17 protein-coding genes are annotated in these 18,857 nt (G+C 66.3%); 11 read left to right on the forward strand and 6 right to left on the reverse strand.

From position 1 onward, the window contains the following. Nucleotides 1-12 precede the first annotated feature (12 nt). Nucleotides 13-405, reverse strand: coding sequence for a fluoride efflux transporter CrcB (gene crcB, locus P8T11_RS09190; protein WP_268082228.1), 393 nt, complete (start codon nt 403-405; stop codon nt 13-15). A gap of 243 nt (nt 406-648) precedes the next feature. Here crcB and P8T11_RS09195 point away from each other — a divergent pair, with 243 nt between their 5' ends. The 5 genes from P8T11_RS09195 to P8T11_RS09215 all read left to right on the forward strand — a co-directional run bounded on the left by P8T11_RS09195 (nt 649) and on the right by P8T11_RS09215 (nt 5,116). Further along, a complete protein-coding gene (locus P8T11_RS09195; RefSeq protein WP_268082227.1) occupies nt 649-1,275 on the forward strand; it encodes a PepSY-associated TM helix domain-containing protein in 627 nt (208 codons plus the stop codon). Between the two features lie 28 nt (nt 1,276-1,303). After that, on the forward strand, nt 1,304-1,819 hold the full coding sequence (locus P8T11_RS09200) for a DUF2271 domain-containing protein (RefSeq protein WP_259246213.1): 516 nt from the start codon (nt 1,304-1,306) through the stop codon (nt 1,817-1,819). Nucleotides 1,820-1,850: 31 nt separating this feature from the next. Next, a complete protein-coding gene (locus tag P8T11_RS09205; RefSeq protein WP_268082226.1) occupies nt 1,851-2,651 on the forward strand; it encodes a DUF4198 domain-containing protein in 801 nt (266 codons plus the stop codon). 82 nt (nt 2,652-2,733) lie between these two features. Beyond that, on the forward strand, nt 2,734-3,738 hold the full coding sequence (locus tag P8T11_RS09210; RefSeq protein ID WP_418910336.1) for an FAD:protein FMN transferase: 1,005 nt from the start codon (nt 2,734-2,736) through the stop codon (nt 3,736-3,738). A 4-nt stretch (nt 3,739-3,742) separates the two neighbouring features. After that, the gene (locus P8T11_RS09215; RefSeq protein ID WP_268082224.1) at nt 3,743-5,116 is read left to right on the forward strand and encodes a sulfite reductase subunit alpha; all 1,374 of its coding nucleotides are present in this window, start codon (nt 3,743-3,745) and stop codon (nt 5,114-5,116) included. 34 nt (nt 5,117-5,150) lie between these two features. Here the strand turns inward: P8T11_RS09215 and P8T11_RS09220 are convergent, their stop codons facing one another. Beyond that, entirely contained in the window at nt 5,151-6,110 is a 960-nt protein-coding gene (locus tag P8T11_RS09220) for a tripartite tricarboxylate transporter substrate binding protein BugE (RefSeq protein ID WP_268082223.1), read from the reverse strand. Further along, nucleotides 6,107-7,582 carry an N-acyl-D-amino-acid deacylase family protein gene (locus tag P8T11_RS09225; protein WP_268082222.1) on the reverse strand — a complete coding sequence of 492 codons (1,476 nt, stop codon included), beginning with the start codon at nt 7,580-7,582 and terminating at the stop codon, nt 6,107-6,109. Before P8T11_RS09225 ends, P8T11_RS09220 begins: the two co-directional genes overlap by 4 nt. An 89-nt stretch (nt 7,583-7,671) precedes the next feature. Here P8T11_RS09225 and P8T11_RS09230 point away from each other — a divergent pair, with 89 nt between their 5' ends. Then, entirely contained in the window at nt 7,672-8,679 is a 1,008-nt protein-coding gene (locus tag P8T11_RS09230; protein ID WP_268082221.1) for a LysR family transcriptional regulator, read from the forward strand. A 14-nt stretch (nt 8,680-8,693) separates the two neighbouring features. Here the strand turns inward: P8T11_RS09230 and P8T11_RS09235 are convergent, their stop codons facing one another. Further along, a complete protein-coding gene (locus P8T11_RS09235; RefSeq protein WP_268082220.1) occupies nt 8,694-9,524 on the reverse strand; it encodes a phosphoenolpyruvate hydrolase family protein in 831 nt (276 codons plus the stop codon). Between the two features lie 11 nt (nt 9,525-9,535). Beyond that, the gene (locus P8T11_RS09240; RefSeq protein ID WP_268082219.1) at nt 9,536-10,756 is read right to left on the reverse strand and encodes a Tm-1-like ATP-binding domain-containing protein; all 1,221 of its coding nucleotides are present in this window, start codon (nt 10,754-10,756) and stop codon (nt 9,536-9,538) included. 177 nt (nt 10,757-10,933) lie between these two features. Here P8T11_RS09240 and P8T11_RS09245 point away from each other — a divergent pair, with 177 nt between their 5' ends. After that, nucleotides 10,934-11,581, forward strand: coding sequence for a TetR/AcrR family transcriptional regulator (locus P8T11_RS09245; RefSeq protein ID WP_268082404.1), 648 nt, complete (start codon nt 10,934-10,936; stop codon nt 11,579-11,581). Nucleotides 11,582-11,743: 162 nt separating this feature from the next. Continuing rightward, on the forward strand, nt 11,744-13,402 hold the full coding sequence (locus tag P8T11_RS09250) for an S-layer protein (RefSeq protein WP_268082218.1): 1,659 nt from the start codon (nt 11,744-11,746) through the stop codon (nt 13,400-13,402). Between the two features lie 109 nt (nt 13,403-13,511). Here the strand turns inward: P8T11_RS09250 and clpB are convergent, their stop codons facing one another. Next, nucleotides 13,512-16,118 (reverse strand): ATP-dependent chaperone ClpB, encoded by a 2,607-nt coding sequence (clpB, locus tag P8T11_RS09255; protein WP_268082217.1) that lies wholly within the window; start codon nt 16,116-16,118, stop codon nt 13,512-13,514. 101 nt (nt 16,119-16,219) lie between these two features. Here clpB and P8T11_RS09260 point away from each other — a divergent pair, with 101 nt between their 5' ends. The 3 genes from P8T11_RS09260 to P8T11_RS09270 all read left to right on the forward strand — a co-directional run bounded on the left by P8T11_RS09260 (nt 16,220) and on the right by P8T11_RS09270 (nt 18,792). Further along, on the forward strand, nt 16,220-16,735 hold the full coding sequence (locus tag P8T11_RS09260; RefSeq protein WP_326494527.1) for a gamma-glutamylcyclotransferase family protein: 516 nt from the start codon (nt 16,220-16,222) through the stop codon (nt 16,733-16,735). A gap of 99 nt (nt 16,736-16,834) precedes the next feature. Then, nucleotides 16,835-17,563 carry a helix-turn-helix domain-containing protein gene (locus P8T11_RS09265; RefSeq protein WP_268082216.1) on the forward strand — a complete coding sequence of 243 codons (729 nt, stop codon included), beginning with the start codon at nt 16,835-16,837 and terminating at the stop codon, nt 17,561-17,563. 113 nt (nt 17,564-17,676) lie between these two features. Further along, complete coding sequence (locus P8T11_RS09270; RefSeq protein ID WP_268082402.1) at nt 17,677-18,792, forward strand: hypothetical protein; 1,116 nt, start codon at nt 17,677-17,679, stop codon at nt 18,790-18,792. The last annotated feature ends 65 nt before the right edge of the window (nt 18,793-18,857 follow it).

The raw sequence follows: 18,857 nt of genomic DNA on the forward strand, positions 1-18,857 counted from the left end.
GCTGCTGTTCTTTCAGCGCAATACATGCACGGTGGCGATGCCCGCCGCCGTCAACGCCAACGACCCCACCAGGCTGATGCCCGCATAGCCCAACGCGGTGCCGTAGGCGCCGCGCTCCAGCATGGACACGGTTTCGGCCGAGAACGTGGAGAACGTGGTCAAGGCGCCCATGAAACCCGTAATGACCCCCAGCCGAATCCACGTCGGCCATTCGGGATGGCCCGCCACCAGCGCCAGCGCCACACCCACCAGATAGCCCCCCGCCAGATTCACGGTGAACGTGCCCCAGGGCCAGGATTCAACGTTCAACCACATGCTGACCAGCCAGCGTGTCCACGCGCCCAACACGGCACCCAGGCCCACGGCCAGGAAATTCAGCGGAATCAAGGTTTGGTATACGGACATGAGCGTTGGGGCGTCAGGCCAAGCCGGACGCCAAGCAAAAGACCAGCAGCAGCATAACCCGCGCCTCCTCAAATCTGGCTGAAAAACTCAAGCCGCTCGACCCTGCCCGGCCCTTGATGCCCACGTTCTACGCGGCCGCGAAACGTCGAAATCAATTGAAATCACCTTGCGCGCGCGACCCTGCCTTTTATAAGAGTAATTCTCATTAAATGTTAGAATCCGCCGCTTCAAACCGAATCCCGCATGGACAGTCAACCCACTCCGAAGCGTCGGGCCTACTGGCTCAAGACCTTGCATCAATGGCACTGGATCAGCTCCGCGCTATGCCTGCTGGGCATGCTGCTGTTTGCCATTACCGGCCTTACGCTGAACAACGCTTCGCACATTGAATCCAAGGCGGTGGTCACCACCCGCCAGGCGCAATTGCCCGAACCTGTGCGGAAGCAGTTGACAGCGCCGCCCAAGCAGAAGAAGGCGGCCTTGCCGCCCCCCGTGGCGCAATGGCTGGACGACACCTTCGATGCCGGGGCAGCGGGCAAAACGGCCGAATGGTCGGCCGACGAGATCTATCTGTCCTTGCCCCGCGCGGGCGGCGACGCCTGGTTGTCCATCGACCTGGCCAGCGGCGACGTCGAATACGAACGCACCGATCGCGGCTGGATTTCCTACCTGAACGATTTGCACAAGGGCCGCAATACGGGCCTTGCCTGGAGCTGGTTCCTGGACATCTTCGCCGTTGCCTGTCTGGTCTTTTCGCTGACCGGTCTGGTGCTGTTGAAGATGCATGCCGGCAACCGTGGCGCGACCTGGCCCATGGTGGGGCTGGGCGTCGTGATCCCCGTCGTCCTGGCGCTGCTCTTCATCCACTGATTCCTTCGATCCGCCCCTGGAGATTTCCATGCGCAAACTGTTGTTGTCGGCCTTGCTGGCCGGCGCCATCGCCCGAACGGCCAATGCAGCCGACATCGGCCTGTCCATCGAGGTGCCGCGCCTGGATGTGGCCGAATACCACCGCCCCTACGTGGCGATCTGGATCGAAAACGCCGACCAGAGCGTGGCCGCCGACCTGGCCGTCTGGTACGACGTGGCCAAGAAGAACAACGAAGGCACCGAGTGGCTCAAGGACATGCGCCAGTGGTGGCGCCGCAGCGGCCGCAACCAGCAGTTTCCGGTGGATGGCGTCAGCGGCGCGACCAAGCCCGTGGGCAAGCATGCGCTGAACTTCGACGCATCCTCCAAGCCGTTGGCCTCGCTCAAGCCCGGCCAATACGCCGTGGTGGTGGAAGCGGCGCGCGAAGTTGGCGGCCGCGAATTGCTGCGCATTCCTTTCCAGTGGCCGCCGCAAAAGGCTGAGCAACTGACAGCGCAAGGCGAACACGAACTGGGCGCCATCGCGCTCAACCTCAAACCCTGATGCCCACCCCTTGCCTTCAAGGAACACGAACATGAAATCCGCCGCCAAACTGGCCGCCGCCCTGGCGCTGTGCCTGCCTTTCGCCGCCCACGCGCATGATGTGTGGATGGTGCCGTCGTCGACCGTGCTGTCGGGAACCGATAGCTGGATCACCGTCGACGCCGCCGTCGGCAACGACAAGTTCTATTTCAACCACGCGCCGCTGCGCCTGGACGGCCTGGCCATCGTCGCGCCGGATGGCAGCACCGCCGACGCCGAAAACATCAACCGCGGCAAGCTGCGCAGCACCTTCGACCTGCAGCTCAAGCAAAGCGGCACGTACCGCGTGGCGGTCGTCAACGACGGCGTGTTCGCGCGCTGGAAAGAAGACGGCAAGAACAAGCGCTACTTCGGCAAGGTGGAAGGCATGGCGCAAGCCGTGCCCGCCAACGCGCAAGAGCTTGAGGTATCGCAAAGCCTGGGCCGCGTGGAAACCTTCGTCACGGCGGGCAAGCCCAGCACCGTCAAGCCCGTAGGCCGTGGCCTGGAACTGGCGCCTGTCACGCACCCGAACGACTTGTTCACGGACGAGGCGGCCACCTTCCAGATGCTCCTGGATGGCCAGCCCGCCGCCAACCTGGAAGTGAACGTGGTGCCCGGCGGCAGCCGCTATCGCGACAAGGTCGGCGAGATCAAGCTCAGCACCGACAAGGACGGCAAGTTCTCGGTCAAGTGGCCGCAGCCTGGCTTGTACTGGATTGAAGCCGGCATGGAAGACGCCAAGGTCAGCGTGCCGCAGGCGAAGAAGCGCCGCCTGTCCTACGCCGGCACCGTCGAAGTGCTGCAACCCTAAGCAGGACGATCGCGTGCCGGTTGCTCCGTCCTATGCGCCTGGCGGCACGGCGGCCCCCGTCGTGCGCGTGGCCTATGGCGCCATGCCCGCGCCGTTGCCCGCCCTGGCGGCGTTGGCGGGTGCGACCATGGGCACCACCTGGTCCGCGCGCATGGCCTTGCCCGCCGGGTGCCGCGAGGACGCAGCGCGGCGCGCCGTCCAGGCCGCGTTGGACGAGGTGGTGGCGCAGATGAGCACCTGGGAATCGGTGTCCGACATCACGCGCTTCAACCAGGCGGCGCCCGGTTGGCTGGCACTGCCGGATGGCTTCTTCCATGTGCTGCGCCATGCCATGGCGTTGGCCGAGGACAGCGGCGGCGCCTACGATCCCACGGTGGGCCCGCTGGTCAATGCCTGGGGCTTCGGCCCGCATCAGCGCGCCTTCGAGCCGCCCTCGCCCGCCGCCATCGACACTGCCCGCGCGCGCTGCGGATGGCAGCGCGTGCGGCTGGATACCGCGCGGCAGGCGGCGTATCAGCCGGGCGGCGCGTATCTGGACCTGTCATCCATTGCCAAGGGCTATGGCGTCGACCGCGCCGCGCTGGCGTTGGACGCGCTGGGCATCACGCAGTACCTGGTGGAAGTGGGCGGCGAACTACGTGCGCGGGGCAAGCGGCCCGACGGCCAGCCCTGGCGCGTGGCGATTGAAGTGCCCGATGCCAGCGACGACCACGCGCTGGCCTTGCCACTGCACGACCACAGCATCGCCACGTCGGGCGATTATCGGCGCCACGCCGGTAGCGGCGACGCGCGCTATGCCCACACCATCGACCCGCGCACCGGGCGCCCGGTGCGCAATAACGTGGCGTCGGTGACGGTGCTGCACCGCGAATGCATGCAGGCCGACGCGCTGGCCACCGTGCTGACGGTGCTGGGCGAAGCGGACGGCCTGGCCTATGCTCGCCGCCAAAACCTGGCGGCCCTGTTCATCCTGCGCGACGCCCACGACTACCGCGTCGTTGCGACCCCGGCATTCGAGGCACTGGCCCAGCCCCAGGCCCAGGTCCAGACCCGGCCCCAGCCCCTGCCGCAGGCACAGGCGCGCTGATCCGATGAGCACTACCCGCCTGATCGCCGCCGCATGCGTCATCACGCTATGGCTGCTGCTGTGCCTGTGGGCATGGCGCCGGGCACAGCGGCATAAGGCGCGGCAGGCCCAGGCCCTGCAAACCCTGAACGCGCCCGCCGCCGACGATGCGCTGCTGGTCGCGTATGCAAGCCAGACGGGCTATGCCGAAACCCTCGCGGCGCAAACCGCCGAATCCCTGCGGGCGGGCGGCCTGACGGTGCGCGTGGCCGAGCTTGGCCAGTTGGATCTGACCCGCCTGTCCGGCTACCGCCGCATGCTGTTCGTGGTCAGCACCTATGGCGAAGGTGATCCGCCCGACTCGGCCGCCGCGTTCGCCAGCCAGATGCAGGCCGTGCACACACGCGCGCTGGCCGGCGCGCAAACCGCCGTGCTGGCGCTGGGCGACAGCGAATACGCGCAGTTCTGCGGCTTCGGGCATCAGCTTGATGACTGGCTGCATGCGCAAGGCGCCACGCCGCTGTTCGACCTGGTGGAAGTGGACAACGACGACCCCGCCGCGCTGCGCCACTGGCAACATCATCTGGGCCTGCTGGCGGGCCGAAGCGACCTGCCCGATTGGCAGGCCCCGGTCTACGAACCCTGGCGGCTGGCGGCGCGCACGCTGCTGAACCCCGGCAGCCAGGGCAACCCGTGCTACTTGCTGACGCTTGCGCCGCCAACCGGCCAACCCGCGCGCTGGCAGGCCGGCGATATCGCGGAAATTGGGCCGCGCCTGATACGCGGCGGCCCGCTGCAAACGCACCGCGAATATTCCATTGCGTCGCTGCCGCAAGACGGCGCCATCGACCTGCTGGTGCGCCTGATGCGCAGCGCGGACGGCGGCCTGGGCGTGGGCAGCGGCTGGTTGACGCACGTGGCGCAGGTCGGCGAGCAGATTGACCTGCGCGTGCGAAGCAACCGCAACTTCCATGCGCCCGAGGATGCGCGCCCGATGATCCTGGTGGGCAACGGCACCGGGCTGGCCGGGCTGCGTGCGCTGATCAAGGCCCGCCGCGCGGCGGGCCATCGGCGCAACTGGCTGATATTCGGCGAGCGCAACGCCGCGCATGACGACTTCTGCCGCGACGACATCACCGCCTGGCGCGAAGACGGCACGCTGGAACGGGTGGACACGGTCTATTCGCGCGACCAGCCCCAACGCCGCTACGTGCAGCACGTGCTGCGCGAAGAAGCCGCCACCTTACGGCAATGGGTGGCGGCGGGCGCCGCGATCTATGTCTGCGGCAGCCTGCAAGGCATGGCCGCCGGCGTGGACGCCGCACTGGAAGACATCCTGGGCATCGAGCCCCTGCAGGCAATGCTGCACGCCGGCCGTTACCGGCGCGACGTGTACTAGCCCCGCTTTACCGGGTACTCCAGGCCGGCTGTTCTTACTGCAGCTTGATCTGCGCGCGGTCGATCACCGTCTTCCAGCGGTCGCGCTCGTTGCGGATCTGCTCGCCGAATTCAGCCGGGGTATTACCCAGCGGAAATGCGCCCGTCTCTTCCATCTTGGCGGCCGTGGCCGGGTCCCGCATGGCTTGTGCGAAGGCTTGCGCCAACTTGTCGCGCACGTCGGCCGGCATGCCCGCTGGACCCACCACGCCATACCAGGCGGTAACGTCGTAGTCCTTGTAGCCTTGCTCGGCAAACGTCGGCACATCCGGCAGGCGCGGGTTGCGCTGCGCGCCCGTGATGGCCAGCGCGTGCAGATGCTTGCTCTTGATGTAGGGCAGCGACGACGGGAAGTTGTCGAAGATCACCGGCACCACACCGCCCACCGCGTCGGTCAGCGCGGGCGCCGAACCCCGGTAAGAAATGCTGTTCATCTTGCCGCCGATCAGTTGCAGAAACCAGATCATGCCCAGGTCATTCACACCGCCCGCGCCGGCGTTGGCGTAGCCGTCCTTGTTCGGATTGGCGCGCACGTGCTCAACGAACTCGGCCAGGGTCTTCGCCGGGTAGCTCGGGTTGACGCTAAGGATGTTGGGGCTGGTGACCAGGTTGCTGATGGGCGTGAAGTCCTTGATCGGGTCATACCCCAGCTTGGGGAACAGGTGCGGCGCGGTGCCGTGGGTGCTGACGGTGGCCAGCCCCACGGTGTAGCCGTCCGGCTTGGCCCGCGCGGTAGCCATCATGCCGATGGTGCCGGACGCGCCCGTGCGGTTTTCCACCACGATCTGCTGGCCCAGGATCTCGCCCGCTTTCGCCGCCGCCACCCGCCCGACGATGTCGGTGGGGCCGCCGGCCGAAAACGGCACGATCAAGGTAATGGGATGGTCCGGAAACGCGGCGTGGGCGGTGGGCAGCACGGCGGCCAGCGCCATGGCAATCAGAGTCTTGCGCATCATGATGGGTTGATCTCCTTGGGGGTGTTGTTGTGAGCGGCCTCGCGCCGCAGTATCTTGCCGGGCCGCGTCATGCCCGGCGTCGCGGGAAACACCGGCTGGCCATTGACCAGCACGTGCTCAACGCCGATAGAAGGCAGCGTGGGCGCGTCCCAGGTGGCGCGGTCGGCCACGGTATCCGCGTCGAACACCACCACATCCGCCCAAGCGCCCACGCTGAGTTGTCCGCGTCCGGCCAGGCCGAATACGCGCGCGGGCAAGGCCGTCATCTTGGCCACGGCTGCTTCCAGCGTCAGCAGTTGGGCTTCGCGCACATAGCGGCCCAGCACCCGCGTGAAGCTGCCCCACAGGCGGGGATGCGGATGCGCGTCGTTGGGCAGGCCGTCCGAACCAACCATGCAGCATTCGTGTTTGAAGATGCGCTGCACCTCGGCTTCGTCCATCGCGAAATAAATCGCGCCGGCAGGGCAAAGGCGCTGCGCGGCCTCGGTCTTGTCGCAGCCCCAGCGCGCGGCGATATCGGTCAGTGTTTCGCCGCTGCATTCGGGATGCGGCACCGACCACGTGATGCGGATGTCGTCGATGCTGTCGGCGCGTTCGGGGATCAGGATCGTTGAGCTGCCCGGATACGGATAGATGTCCAGCGCCACGTCGATGCCCTCGGCGCGAGCCCGGTCGATGTTGGCCAGCGTGGCGCGGCTTTTTCCCCAGTTGCGCGGCATCATGCATTTGTGGTGCGACAGCACCGTGGCGCAACCCGTGTTGCGGCCCACGGACAGCACTTCGTCCACCGCGGCCTCGACCTCGTCGCCCTCGTTGCGGATGTGGCTGGTGTGCAGCGCGCCATGGACCGCGGCCACACGCGCCAGGCCGTCCAGTTCCGCTTGTTCGGCCACGCCGCCCGGCTGGTAGGCCAGCCCCGTGCTGAAGCCCACCGCGCCGGCCGTCAGCGCATCGGCCAGCATGCGCTGCATGGCGTCCTGCTCGGCCGGGGTGGGCGCGGCGGAGGGATCGCGCATGGCGGCCAGGCGCAGGTTGGCGTGGCCGACCAGCGCCGCCACGTTGATCATGGGCTGCTGCGCGCGCAAGGTGTCAAAGTAGGCGTGCATGTCGGCGAACAAGGGCGTTTCGCCCAGCAGCGCCAGCGCCGCCGCCGTGTTGCCGGGCAAGGGCGCGGGCGCGCCGCTGACCCCGCAATTGCCCACCACCACCGACGTGATGCCCTGGCTGGTCTTCCATTCCAGGCCCGGCTTTTCCACGAACATCAGGTCATCGTGGCCGTGCGAATCAATAAAGCCCGGCGCCACGATCTTGCCGTGCGCCGCCACTCGGCGCGCGGCGCTTGCGCCCGACAGGTCGCCAATGGCTGCGATGCGTTCGCCCGCCACGCCCACGTCCGCGCGTAGCCTGGGGCCGCCCAGGCCATCGATGACCCAGCCGCCTTCAATGATCAGATCCAACTGTTCCTGCCGCATGATTGTCCCGCCTGGATGAAGCCCCTAGTATCGTCGGCGCGATCAATCTGGAAAAATTGTTTTTATTGATCTATCTATCGTGATTTGAAATGAATCGTCTGCCCAAGCATGTCACGTTGAAGCACCTGACCGCGTTCGTCGCGGTAGCGCAGGAATCCAGTTTTACGCACGCGGCCAAGCGCTTGTTTCAGACCCAATCGTCCGTGACCAGCCTGGTGCGGCAATTGGAAGACGCATTGGCCACGCAGCTTTTTGCGCGCACCAGTCGGCGCGTGCTGCTGACGGCAGCGGGCGAAGAATTCCTGCCGCGCGTGATGCGCTTGCTGGCGGATTTTGATGGCGTGATCGAAGACGTGGTGCGCTTTGGCGCGCTGGAGCGCGGGCGCGTGGGCGTCGCGGCCGCGCCGTCCGCCATCACGCAGATCATCGCGCCCGCCGCCACCGCCTTCGCGGCGCAGTACCCCGCCGTGCGCCTTTACCTTAGCGACGACAATTCCGGCCGCATTCAGCGCAAGGTGGCCGCCCGCGAGGTGGACTTCGGCCTGACCAGCCGCTGGGCCGATGCGCCCGGGCTGCGCTTTGACCCCTTGCTGGAAGACCGCTTCGGCGTGCTCTACCGTGCCGATGACGACAGCCTGCGCCCGGGCCGCGACGGCACCATGCGATGGTCGGACCTGGCGGGGCGCAAGCTGGTGGGGGTGGTGGACGAAACCGGCATCATGGCGCTGCTGCGCGCCCGCGCCGACTTGCCGATTGAGGCGGGCGCGCCGTTCTATGAAGCGTCCAGCACCACCTCGCAGGCGGCGCTGGTCAAGGCGGGGTTGGGCGTGGCCCTGCTGCCCGCGCTGGCCGCTGAACGTGTACGGGAGCCCGGGCTGGCCTATGCGCTGCTGGCGCGCCCGACCGTCGTGCGCACCGTGTGCATCATCCGGCACAAGGAATATCCGTTAAGCCCGGCAAGCCAGGCGTTGATCCGCGCTATTCACGATTACCTGCGCACGGCGACGCTGCCGGCCGGCTGCAAGCGGGTGCGCGCCGGTCCCGCCGGGCCAAAGCCCGAGCCGGGTCTACATCAACGGCCTGAATCAACAGCCTGACTCAACAACCCGAATCAAAAGCTCAGGTTCTTGAACTCGCGCGTGGCAGCGGTCAGCGCCTGTTCGGTGGGCAGGCGTTCCATGGAGCTGGCGCCGTAGAAGCCGTGGCAATGCTTGCAGGCGCGCAGCACGTGGGCGGCGTCTTCGGGCGTGGCGATGGGGCCGCCATGGCACAGCACGATGATGTCGGGCCGCACCGCCAGCGCGGCGGCGGCGATGCGGTCGATGGCCGCCACGCAGCCGTCCAGCGTCTGCGCGGTTTCCGCCCCGATGGACCCGCCCGTCGTCAGGCCCATATGCGCCACGATGATGTCCGCGCCCGCCTGCGCCATGGCCACCGCATCGTCCTCGTTGAACACGTAGGGCGTGGTCAGCATGCCCTTCTGGTGCGCCAGGCGGATCATGTCGACCTCCAGCGCGTAGCCCATGCCGGTCTCTTCAAGATTGGCGCGGAAGGTGCCGTCGATAAGGCCCACGGTGGGAAAGTTCTGCACGCCCGAGAAACCCTGGCGCTTCAGGTCATCCAGGAATACGTCGAAATCGCAGAACGGATCCGTGCCGTTCACGCCCGCCAGCACCGGCGTCTTCTTCACCACGGGCAGCACTTCGCGGCCCATGTCGACCACGATCTCGTTGGCGTTGCCGTACGCCAGCAGGCCGGCCAGCGAACCCCGACCCGCCATGCGGTAACGGCCCGAGTTATAGATGACGATCAGGTCGATACCGCCCGCTTCCTCGCACTTGGCCGACAAGCCCGTGCCCGCGCCGCCGCCCACGATGGGCGTGCGCGCGCGCACCATGGCGCGAAACTTTTCCAGCAGTTCATTACGGTCAAAACGCGGCATGGTGGCAGTCCTTAGCGGGTAGCGATGTCAAGAAATTGGTCGACCGCCGTCTGGGCGAACAAGGGGTCGTTGATATGGCAGGGCACGCGCACCAGGCGGCGGTCCGGCGTCTGCACCACGTGCTTTTCCAGCGCGGCAAACAGCGCGGCATCCGCCTCGGGGTCCCAGAATGCCTGGCCCGGTGCGTCCAGCGCCGACACGCCGCCTTCCGGTATCAAAAAGCGCACCGGCCCGTTGCATTGGTTCAGTTTCGCCGCAATCCATTCGCCCTGCCGGGTGTTCTCTTCGGCCGTGGTGCGCATCAGCGTCACCTGCGGGTTATGCGGGTAGAACGTACGGCCCTGATAGCGTTCGGGCACCGTGTCCATGCCGCCGAAGTTCACCATGTCCAAGGCGCCGCAAGAGCCCACATACGGCGCACCGGTGCGAGCCACGGCGCCCAGGCGGTCTTCGGTGCAGGCCAGCACGCCGCCAAACAGGAAGTCGCAGACTTCGGTGGTGGTCAGGTCCAGCACACCGGCAAGCAGGCCGCTGTCCAACAGCTTTTCCATCGACTGCCCACCCGTGCCCGTGGCATGGAACACCAGGCAGTCGTAGCGCGCGTCCAGCAGCGGCGTCACTTGCTGCACGCAAGCCGTGGTGACACCGAACATGGTGATGCCCACGGCCGGGCGGCTGTCGTCGTCGCCGGCGGCAGCGCTGGCGGCGGCCATGCGATGCGCCCCCGCGATGGCGCCCGCCGCGTTGGCCAGCACGCGGCGCGATATGCGGTTCAGGCCGGCCACGTCCGTCACGGAATACATCATGGCGATATCCGACGGGCCGACATAGGGCGCGACATTGCCCGAGGCCATCGTGGACACCATCACCTTGGGCGTGCCGATCGGCAGCGCGCGCATGGCGGGCGTGATCAGCGCGGTGCCGCCCGAGCCGCCCAGGCCCAACAGGGCGCCAATGCCCGCGTGGCTGGCCACGTAGCGTTCAAAGGCCAGCGCCATGGCCGCGATGGCCGTGCCCCGGTCGCCGGTGAACACGGCGTCCACCCCGCCCGGGTGGCTGGCCGCCACGTCGCGCGCCTGGACCCGCGCCGCGCTGGCAGCGCCTGTGGTGGACACGTCCACCGACACCACGTCCACGCCTTCGCGCTTGAGCAGGTCCACCACGTACTCGGCTTCCTGGCCCTTGGTGTCATAGGTGGCGGCAACAAAGACCTGCTGATTTGAATGCGTCATGGCTCCTCCGCGGGCGGCTACACTCGGTGCGCGCCTCAATATGTGAGGCCAGAATGGAAGATCCAAAGAAAGGTCCAATCAGGCCTGTAGAATCAAGAAATGAGACGAAAGAATCATACTGAGACACCAGTCTCACGTCAAACCTCGACCCCTGCCCGCCCGCCCTTGGCAGCGCGCCTGATCGCGCCCGCCAGCCCGCAGGCCGCGGCCAGCGGCGAGCCGCCGCACGGCCCGCGCGCGCGCATGCGCAAAACCTTGCTCGACGCCGCCCAACAGTTGATGGCGCAAGGCATCACGCCGTCTGTCGCGGAACTGGCTGAACACGCCCAGGTGTCGCGGGCCACGGCGTATCGCTACTTTCCCAGCCAAAGCGCGTTGATCGCGGCGGTGGTGGACGAAAGCCTGGGCCCCATCCTGGCTTGGGATTCCGACGCGCCCGACGCCGCCACCCGCGTCGACGAACTGCTGCGGTTTGCCTACCCCCGGCTGGCCTCGCACGAGGCGCCCTTGCGCGCGGCCATCATGGTGTCGCTACAGCAGCACGCCGAAGCCAGCGCAGGCAAGCCCGCCGCCGACCCCAGGCTGGTGCGGGGCCACCGCGTCGACATCCTGAAGCGCGCCATCGCGCCCTTGGCCAGCGAGCTGACACCGGCGCAGCAAGAGCGCGTGGCGCAAGCGCTGTCGCTGGTCTACGGCACCGAAGTGTTCCTGGTCTTGAAAGACATCTGGCACCTGGACCTGCCCGCCGTCACGGACGTGGTGCGCTGGACCGCCAACGCCATCATCCAGCAAGCGCTGGCCGAGGCGCGCACACCGACTGCATAGCAACGACACGTAGCGCCTGCGCATGGCAAGCACGCATAGCAATGGCACACAGCAAGTGCGTGCAGGCTGACGGCTTGCTGTCACGGCCGCGTCACCCGCCACGGGCATAGTTCGGCGTTTTGCGGCCAGCCTTCGCCGGCCGCGCGACGTTGGAGTGTGTCCATGCAGTTCGAAGTATCCCGCTTGCGCCGGGCCATCATGCCCTTGTCCCTGGCTTGCGTCACCCTGTTGAGCGCCTGCGGCGGTAGCGATGACGACGATGACGCCGTCGTCGAACCCACGCCCCCGGTCGTCACCGAACCCGCCCCGCCCGTGGACCCCAAGCCCGTCGAAACCGGCGCCTGGACCACGGGTGACCTGCACGTGCACACCTACCAATCGGACGACGCGCAAGTCAGCCTGGAAAGCGCGCTGGACCAGGCGTTTGACCGCTACAAGCTGGACTGGGCCGCGCTCTCGAACCATCTGAGGCTGTCGGGTCGCGACCATACCGGCACGGCGCTGGCCGGCGGCGCCATTCCGTTTTCCACCGGCATGGCCTTGTATGAAGTGCCCTTCATCAAGACCGCGCAGGCTGCCGGCCGCTATGCCGGCAAGATCATTTTCTCGTCCTTCGAATGGGACATGCCGACGCATGACCACGTCAACATCGGCATCGGCACGGACGACCCGCAGTCGGCCAAGTCGCTCACGGCCGTGGCTGAATTCGAATACCTGTTCACCAACCGCGACCCCGCCTTGTTCGACCCATTGCTGGTGTCGCGCCTGTCTGGCGAAACGCGCGCCTACACCACGCATGCCGATTCGCTGGCGGCGTTGAAGTGGCTGCGCGACAAGCATCCCGACAGCTACATGTTGTTGAACCACCCGTCGCGTTACGCGGGCAAGTACACCGTGGCGCAACTGCGCGAGATGAACGACCTGGCGCCCAACGTCTTCTTCGCCATCGAAGGCATGGTCGGCAACCAGATGGAGCCGGACCGCGGCGGTTACGCCTCGGCCTACACCAACGCCTTCCTGCCCAACCGCACCTATGGCGGCGTGGACTACCTGGTGGCGCATCTGGGCGGCACCTGGGACGCGCTGCTGGGCGAAGGCCGGCGCATCTGGACGGTGGCCGATTCCGACTACCATTTCCGCACCGCCTCGGGCCTCTACAGCTCGGGCTATGCGCCTGGCGAATATGCCAAGACACATGTGTGGAAAGACGGCGACAACATGGCGGCCGTGGTGGCCGGCTTGAAGAGCGGCCGCGTGTTCGGCGTGTTCGGCGACCTGATCGACGCCCTGGACTTCCAGGCGCAAGGCGCGTCCGGCACCGTGCACATGGGCGGCGAACTGCAAGCCACCAAGGGCGAAAAGGTGGAAGTCACCATCCGCTTTCGCAGCCCGGACAGCAACAACTATGAATACCCCATCGAAAGCGGCAACCCCACCTACGTCAAGCCCACCGTCAACCACGTGGACCTGATCGTGGGTGACGTGGGCGCGCGCGCCGCCGCCGGCACGCCCGACTATGATGCCGACACCAACCCGTCCACGCGCGTGCTGGCCCGCTTTACGCGTGCCGACTGGACGGTGGATGCCGACGGCTACAACGTCATCAAGACCACGGTGACGGCGGACAAGAGCCAGTATCTGCGCCTGCGTGGCACCAACCTGGGCGTGGACGTGGCCGGCGAAACCGCCGCCGGCGAACCGCTGCCTGACGCCAAGGTGGATCTGGCCGATAACGTTGCGCGCTTCAACGCCATCAACGCGCGCAACTACAACGACCTGTGGTTCTATTCGAATCCGGTGTTCGTGACCGTGGCACAGTGAAGTAAACCCCGTCGGTAAAGCCCGCCGGTAAACCCGGCGGGCCGAACGCGGCACGAAAAAAAGCCTGGCATCTTTCAATGCCAGGCTTTTTGCTTACTGCAGGTTTTGCTTACTGCAAGGTTCGGGTGAAGATGAATTCGCCGTCTTGCCAATCCACCGGCACCACATCGCGTGGCCCGAACTTGCCTTCCAGGATCATGCGCGCCACCGGGTTTTCGATCTGCTGCTGGATCGCGCGCTTCAAGGGGCGTGCGCCAAACACCGGATCGAAGCCGGAGCGGGCCAGTTCGGCCACCGCGGCCTCGGTGACTTCCAGCCGCATTTCCTGCTTTTCCAGACGCGCGGCCAGGCGGCGCAACTGGATGCGGGCGATGGACTCGATGTGCTGCGCTTCCAGTCCGTGGAACACCACCACTTCGTCGATACGGTTCAGAAATTCGGGGCGCAGGGTTTCCTTGAGTTCCCCCCACACCACTTCCTTGACCACGTCATACGGCTGGCCCGCCAGGCTCTGGATGTGATGCGAGCCCAGGTTGGACGTCATCACGATCACCGTGTTGCGGAAGTCCACCGTGCGGCCCTGGCCATCGGTCAGGCGACCGTCGTCCAGCACTTGCAGCAGCACGTTGAACACGTCCGGATGCGCCTTTTCAACTTCATCCAGCAGCACCACGCTGTACGGCTTGCGGCGCACGGCTTCGGTCAGGTAACCGCCCTCTTCGTAGCCCACGTATCCCGGCGGCGCGCCAATCAGCCGCGCCACCGAATGCTTCTCCATGAACTCGCTCATGTCGATGCGGATCATGTGGTCTTCGGAGTCGAACATGAACTCAGCCAGCGCACGCGTCAGCTCGGTCTTGCCCACGCCGGTGGGGCCCAGGAACAGGAACGAACCGTAGGGCCGCGCCGGGTCCGCCAGACCCGCGCGTGAACGCCGGATGGCGTCGGACACCAGGCGCACCGCCTCGTCCTGGCCCACCACGCGCTTGTGCAGGAAGTCCTCCATCTGCAGCAGCTTTTCACGTTCGCCCTGCATCATCTTGGACACCGGAATACCGGTGGCGCGCGACACCACTTCCGCGATCTCTTCCGCGCCCACGCGGGTGCGCAACAGACGCGGGCGGCTGCCGTCGCCCTCGGCGTTTTCAGCGGCCTGCGCGGCGCCCACTTCGGCGGCCTTCAGACGCGACTCCAGATCCGGCAGCTTGCCGTATTGCAGTTCGGCCAGCTTGTCGAATTGACCCTTGCGTTGCAGTTCCGCCATCTCGGCGCGCACGCTGTCGATCTCTTCCTTGATGGCCTGGGTGCCTTGCACGGCGGCCTTCTCGGCCTTCCAGATTTCCTCGAAGTCGTTGTATTCGCGTTGCAGCTTTTCCAGCTCGTCTTCGATGACGCCCAGGCGACGCTTGGAGGCGTCGTCGGTTTCCTTCTTGACGGCTTCGCGCTCGATCTTCAACTGGATGATGCGGCGGTCCAGCTTGTCCATCACTTCCGGCTTGGAATCGATTTCCATGCGGATGCGCGCACCGGCTTCGTCGATCAGGTCGATGGCCTTGTCGGGCAGGAAGCGGTCGGTGATGTAGCGGTGCGACAGTTCCGCCGCCGCGACGATGGCCGGGTCGGTGATTTCAACGCCGTGGTGGATTTCATAGCGCTCCTGCAAGCCGCGCAGGATGGCGATGGTGGATTCCACATCGGGTTCGTCGACCAGCACCTTCTGGAAGCGACGTTCAAGGGCCGCGTCTTTCTCGATGTACTTGCGGTATTCGTCCAGCGTGGTCGCGCCGATGCAGTGCAGTTCGCCGCGCGCAAGCGCCGGCTTGAGCATGTTGCCCGCGTCCATCGCGCCCTCGGCCTTGCCCGCGCCCACCATGGTGTGCAGCTCGTCGATGAAGACGATGTTGCTGCCGTCGTCCTGGCCCAGTTCTTTCAGCACGGCCTTCAGGCGCTCTTCGAACTCACCACGGAACTTGGCGCCGGCCAAAAGCGCGGCCAGGTCCAAGGACAGCACGCGCTTGCCGCGCAGGGTTTCGGGCACTTCGTCGTTGACAATGCGCTGCGCCAGGCCTTCGACGATGGCGGTCTTGCCCACGCCCGGCTCACCGATCAGGACCGGGTTGTTCTTGGTGCGGCGCTGCAGGATCTGGATGGTGCGGCGGATTTCGTCGTCGCGGCCGATGACCGGGTCCAGCTTGCCCTGGCGGGCGCGCTCGGTCAGGTCCAGGGTGTACTTGGACAAGGCCTCGCGGTTGGACTCGCCTTCGGCGCCCGACACGTTTTCGCCGCCGCGCACGGCGTCGACGGCGGCTTCCAGGGCTTTCTTCTGCAAGCCCGCTTCACGCAGGATGCGGCCGGCCTCGCCTTTGTCGTCGGCCAGCGCCAGCAGGAAGAGTTCGCTGGCAATATAGGTGTCACCCCGGCGCGCGGCTTCCTTGTCGGTGCGGGTCAGCACCGCGTTCAAGTCGCGGCCAACCTGCACGTTGTCGTCGCCCTGCACTTGCGGCAAGGACTTCATGGCGGCTTCCAGCGCGGGCTGCAGGCGGTTCACCGCCACGCCGGCGCGCGCCAGCAGACTGCCTGCGCCGCTGTCCGGGTCGGACAGCAATGCCGACAGCACGTGCACGGGCTCGATGTAGGGATGATCGTTACGGGCGGCCAGACTTTGAGCGTCGGCCAGGGCTTGCTGGAACTTGGTGGTTAGTTTGTCGAATCGCATAATGGTCGTTTGGCTTGTTGAAGAGCCTGACCGATACGTGCCGGCTGGCTCGATATCCTGAATATGCGGCCGGATGAGAAAATTTCAACACCTGCCGCCCCATGGTTTGCTTCGACGTGCTGGGCTTCGACGTGCTGGGCTTTGACGTGCTGGGCTTCGACGGCTTGAATAACCGATCTATGAGCATATACGTTTTTATCTACGGTACCCTACGCGCGGGCGAAATCAATGATCTGGCGCAAGCCGCCGCTCAGCGCGGCCTGCCCGCGGCCCAATGGGTGGGACACGCCACGGTGCCCGGCATGCTGGTGGATTTCGGCCAGTGGCCGGGGCTGATCCCCGTGGCTGACGGGCGCCGGGTGCGCGGCGATGTCTATCGCGTGGACCCGGCCCTGATCGCCCTGATGGACGAGATCGAGGAATACGTCCCCGGGCAGCCAGGCTGCTTTGTGCGCCGCGAAATCACCGCGCGGCTGGAAGCGCCGCTTGGCGGGTCTCTGGACCTGCCCTGCCAGTACTATCCGATTGATCCGGCACACCGGGCGTCGGCCGTGGACGTATTCGAAGAAGACTGGATCGCCTACCGGCAAGCGCGTCTGTCGCCCCCCGGCGCGTAAGACACCCGTAGTAACAACCGACTACAATGAATTTTGTCTTCACGCTTGTACACCCGTACTCGCCCTTCCCGGCGCGACGGGCACTATAAAGGTCATCGTATGCAAAAACGGGTTCCTGTTGCCCCGGATGCCGCCCACTGTTCCACGTGTATGTTGGGTCACGTGTGTGTGCCCGTGGGCATGGCCGCCGCCGAAGTGGAAAAGCTGGACGAGCTGGTGCAAGAGCGCGTGCGCCTTGAAAAAGGCAAGATGCTGTACTCGCTGGACCACCCGCTTGACGCCGTCTACGGCGTGCGCTTTGGCAGCATCAAGACGCAACTGGAAGACGCCACCGGCCAGATCCAGATCACCGGTTTTCACCTGCCCGGCGAGATCGTCGGCATGGACGGCATGCTGGAAGGCAAGCACGTGTCGGCGGCCGTGGCGCTGGAAGACTCCGAGGTGTGCGTCATCCGCCTGAACGAAGTGGACCGCGTGGCCGCGCACCTGCCTTCGTTGCAACAACAATTCCGCCGCCTGATGAGCCGCGAAATCACCCGCTCGCATCAAATGCTGGCGTCGCTGGGTTCGATGCGCTCGGAACAGCGCCTGGCGGCTTTCCTGCTGAACCTGTCGCAGCGCTATGCCTCGCTGGGTTATTCGTCGACCGAGTTCGTGCTGCGCATGAGCCGCGAAGAAATCGGCAATTTCCTGGGCCTCACCCTTGAGACCGTCAGCCGATTGTTCTCTCGTTTTGCGCGCGAGGGCCTGATCAAGATCAATCAGCGCGAGGTCCGCATCCTGGATCTGCCCGCCCTGAAGCAACTGCTGGGTCAAGAGAACTGCTGAACGCCCGTTGCGCCATGCTTTGCTCGCCCGCTCCTTGCTTGCCCCAGGTGGCGCCTGGCTCCACGCGCCCGGCGCGTGAGCGTCGGCTGGGCGCGGCCTGGGTGCTGACCGCGATGCTGGCCGCGATACAGATCCCCGGGGCCGTGCATGCCCAGACGCCGCTGCCCCCGCCCTACGACTACGACGAGCCCGTCCCCACCCCCCAGCGCGCCGCGCCCCTGCGTTGGCAGACCGTTGAGCTGGGCAAACCGGGCCACCGCTACAACATGCCGGTCTACGCCAATCGCAACCTGGCCCGGGATGACCTGCGCGACATCAAGCAGGTCGTGATCGTCGTACACGGCGTCAAGCGGGATGCCGACAGCTACTACGAAACCGTTGCCCAACTGCTTACGCACAACCCAGACCGGGCGCGCAACACGCTGATCCTGGCGCCGCGCTTCTCAGGCTCGATTGATTCCGGGTTCGGCGGCATGGTGGCATGGCGTAAAGCCGGCTGGGAAGACGGCGGCGAGAGCGTCAAGGCCAGCGGCCGGCCCGCCCCGGTCACGTCCTTCCAGGTGCTGGACGATCTGCTGGGCAGCCTGGACGACCGCAAGCGCCTGCCCACCCTGGCCGGCATCGTGCTGGCGGGCCATTCGGCCGGCGCCCAGTTGGTACACCGCTACGCCATCTTGAACACGATCGACGGCACGCTGCGGCGCGACGGCCTGGCGCTGCGCTACGTGGTCGCCAACCCCTCGTCCTACCTGTACCTGACCAACGAGCGGCCACGCGCCGACGGCAAGGGCTACGCCCGCTACGAACGCGGCATCTGCCCCACCTACAACCAGTACAAGTACGGCACCGACAAGCTGCCCGCCTACGCGCGCGACACCGACGACAGCAGCCTGTTCGTGCGCTACGCCGCGCGCGAGGTCATCTACCTGTTGGGCGGCGCGGACAACAACCCCGAACACCGTCTGCTGGACAAGACCTGCGGCGCCGAGGCGCAAGGCGCCACCCGCCTGGCCCGTGGCACCGGCTACGTGCAATACGAACATGTGCTGGCCGCTCGTGGCGCCAAGCCCGTGCCGCTGCATCACAGCAGCTTTGAGGTGGGCGGCGTGGGGCACGACAGCAAGCGCATGTTCGGCTCGGTCTGCGGCGCCCAGGCGCTGCTGGGCTTCGGCGCCCAGACGGGCGAGCGCGCAGCCGCCTGCGACATCATCAAGCCGCGCGGCAAATAGACCTAGGGAAATTCCTGACGGCGTCGACTTGACGCCGGCTTTGTGGCGGGCGGATACTTAACCTT

The sequence above is a fragment of the Achromobacter spanius genome, assembly GCF_029637605.1.
In the GTDB taxonomy this organism is placed as follows: Bacteria; Pseudomonadota; Gammaproteobacteria; order Burkholderiales; family Burkholderiaceae_B; genus Achromobacter; species Achromobacter spanius_E.

Excerpts from the sequence above, each read along its gene's own strand:
- crcB (WP_268082228.1), bottom strand. The coding sequence starts at position 405 with ATGTCCGTATACCAAACCTTGATTCCGCTGAATTTCCTGGCCGTGGGC.
- P8T11_RS09195 (WP_268082227.1), top strand. The coding sequence starts at position 649 with ATGGACAGTCAACCCACTCCGAAGCGTCGGGCCTACTGGCTCAAGACC.
- P8T11_RS09200 (WP_259246213.1), top strand. The coding sequence starts at position 1,304 with ATGCGCAAACTGTTGTTGTCGGCCTTGCTGGCCGGCGCCATCGCCCGA.
- P8T11_RS09205 (WP_268082226.1), top strand. The coding sequence starts at position 1,851 with ATGAAATCCGCCGCCAAACTGGCCGCCGCCCTGGCGCTGTGCCTGCCT.
- P8T11_RS09210 (WP_418910336.1), top strand. The coding sequence starts at position 2,734 with ATGCCCGCGCCGTTGCCCGCCCTGGCGGCGTTGGCGGGTGCGACCATG.
- P8T11_RS09215 (WP_268082224.1), top strand. The coding sequence starts at position 3,743 with ATGAGCACTACCCGCCTGATCGCCGCCGCATGCGTCATCACGCTATGG.
- P8T11_RS09220 (WP_268082223.1), bottom strand. The coding sequence starts at position 6,110 with ATGATGCGCAAGACTCTGATTGCCATGGCGCTGGCCGCCGTGCTGCCC.
- P8T11_RS09225 (WP_268082222.1), bottom strand. The coding sequence starts at position 7,582 with ATGCGGCAGGAACAGTTGGATCTGATCATTGAAGGCGGCTGGGTCATC.
- P8T11_RS09230 (WP_268082221.1), top strand. The coding sequence starts at position 7,672 with ATGAATCGTCTGCCCAAGCATGTCACGTTGAAGCACCTGACCGCGTTC.
- P8T11_RS09235 (WP_268082220.1), bottom strand. The coding sequence starts at position 9,524 with ATGCCGCGTTTTGACCGTAATGAACTGCTGGAAAAGTTTCGCGCCATG.
- P8T11_RS09240 (WP_268082219.1), bottom strand. The coding sequence starts at position 10,756 with ATGACGCATTCAAATCAGCAGGTCTTTGTTGCCGCCACCTATGACACC.
- P8T11_RS09250 (WP_268082218.1), top strand. The coding sequence starts at position 11,744 with ATGCAGTTCGAAGTATCCCGCTTGCGCCGGGCCATCATGCCCTTGTCC.
- clpB (WP_268082217.1), bottom strand. The coding sequence starts at position 16,118 with ATGCGATTCGACAAACTAACCACCAAGTTCCAGCAAGCCCTGGCCGAC.
- P8T11_RS09260 (WP_326494527.1), top strand. The coding sequence starts at position 16,220 with ATGGTTTGCTTCGACGTGCTGGGCTTCGACGTGCTGGGCTTTGACGTG.
- P8T11_RS09265 (WP_268082216.1), top strand. The coding sequence starts at position 16,835 with ATGCAAAAACGGGTTCCTGTTGCCCCGGATGCCGCCCACTGTTCCACG.
- P8T11_RS09270 (WP_268082402.1), top strand. The coding sequence starts at position 17,677 with ATGCTGGCCGCGATACAGATCCCCGGGGCCGTGCATGCCCAGACGCCG.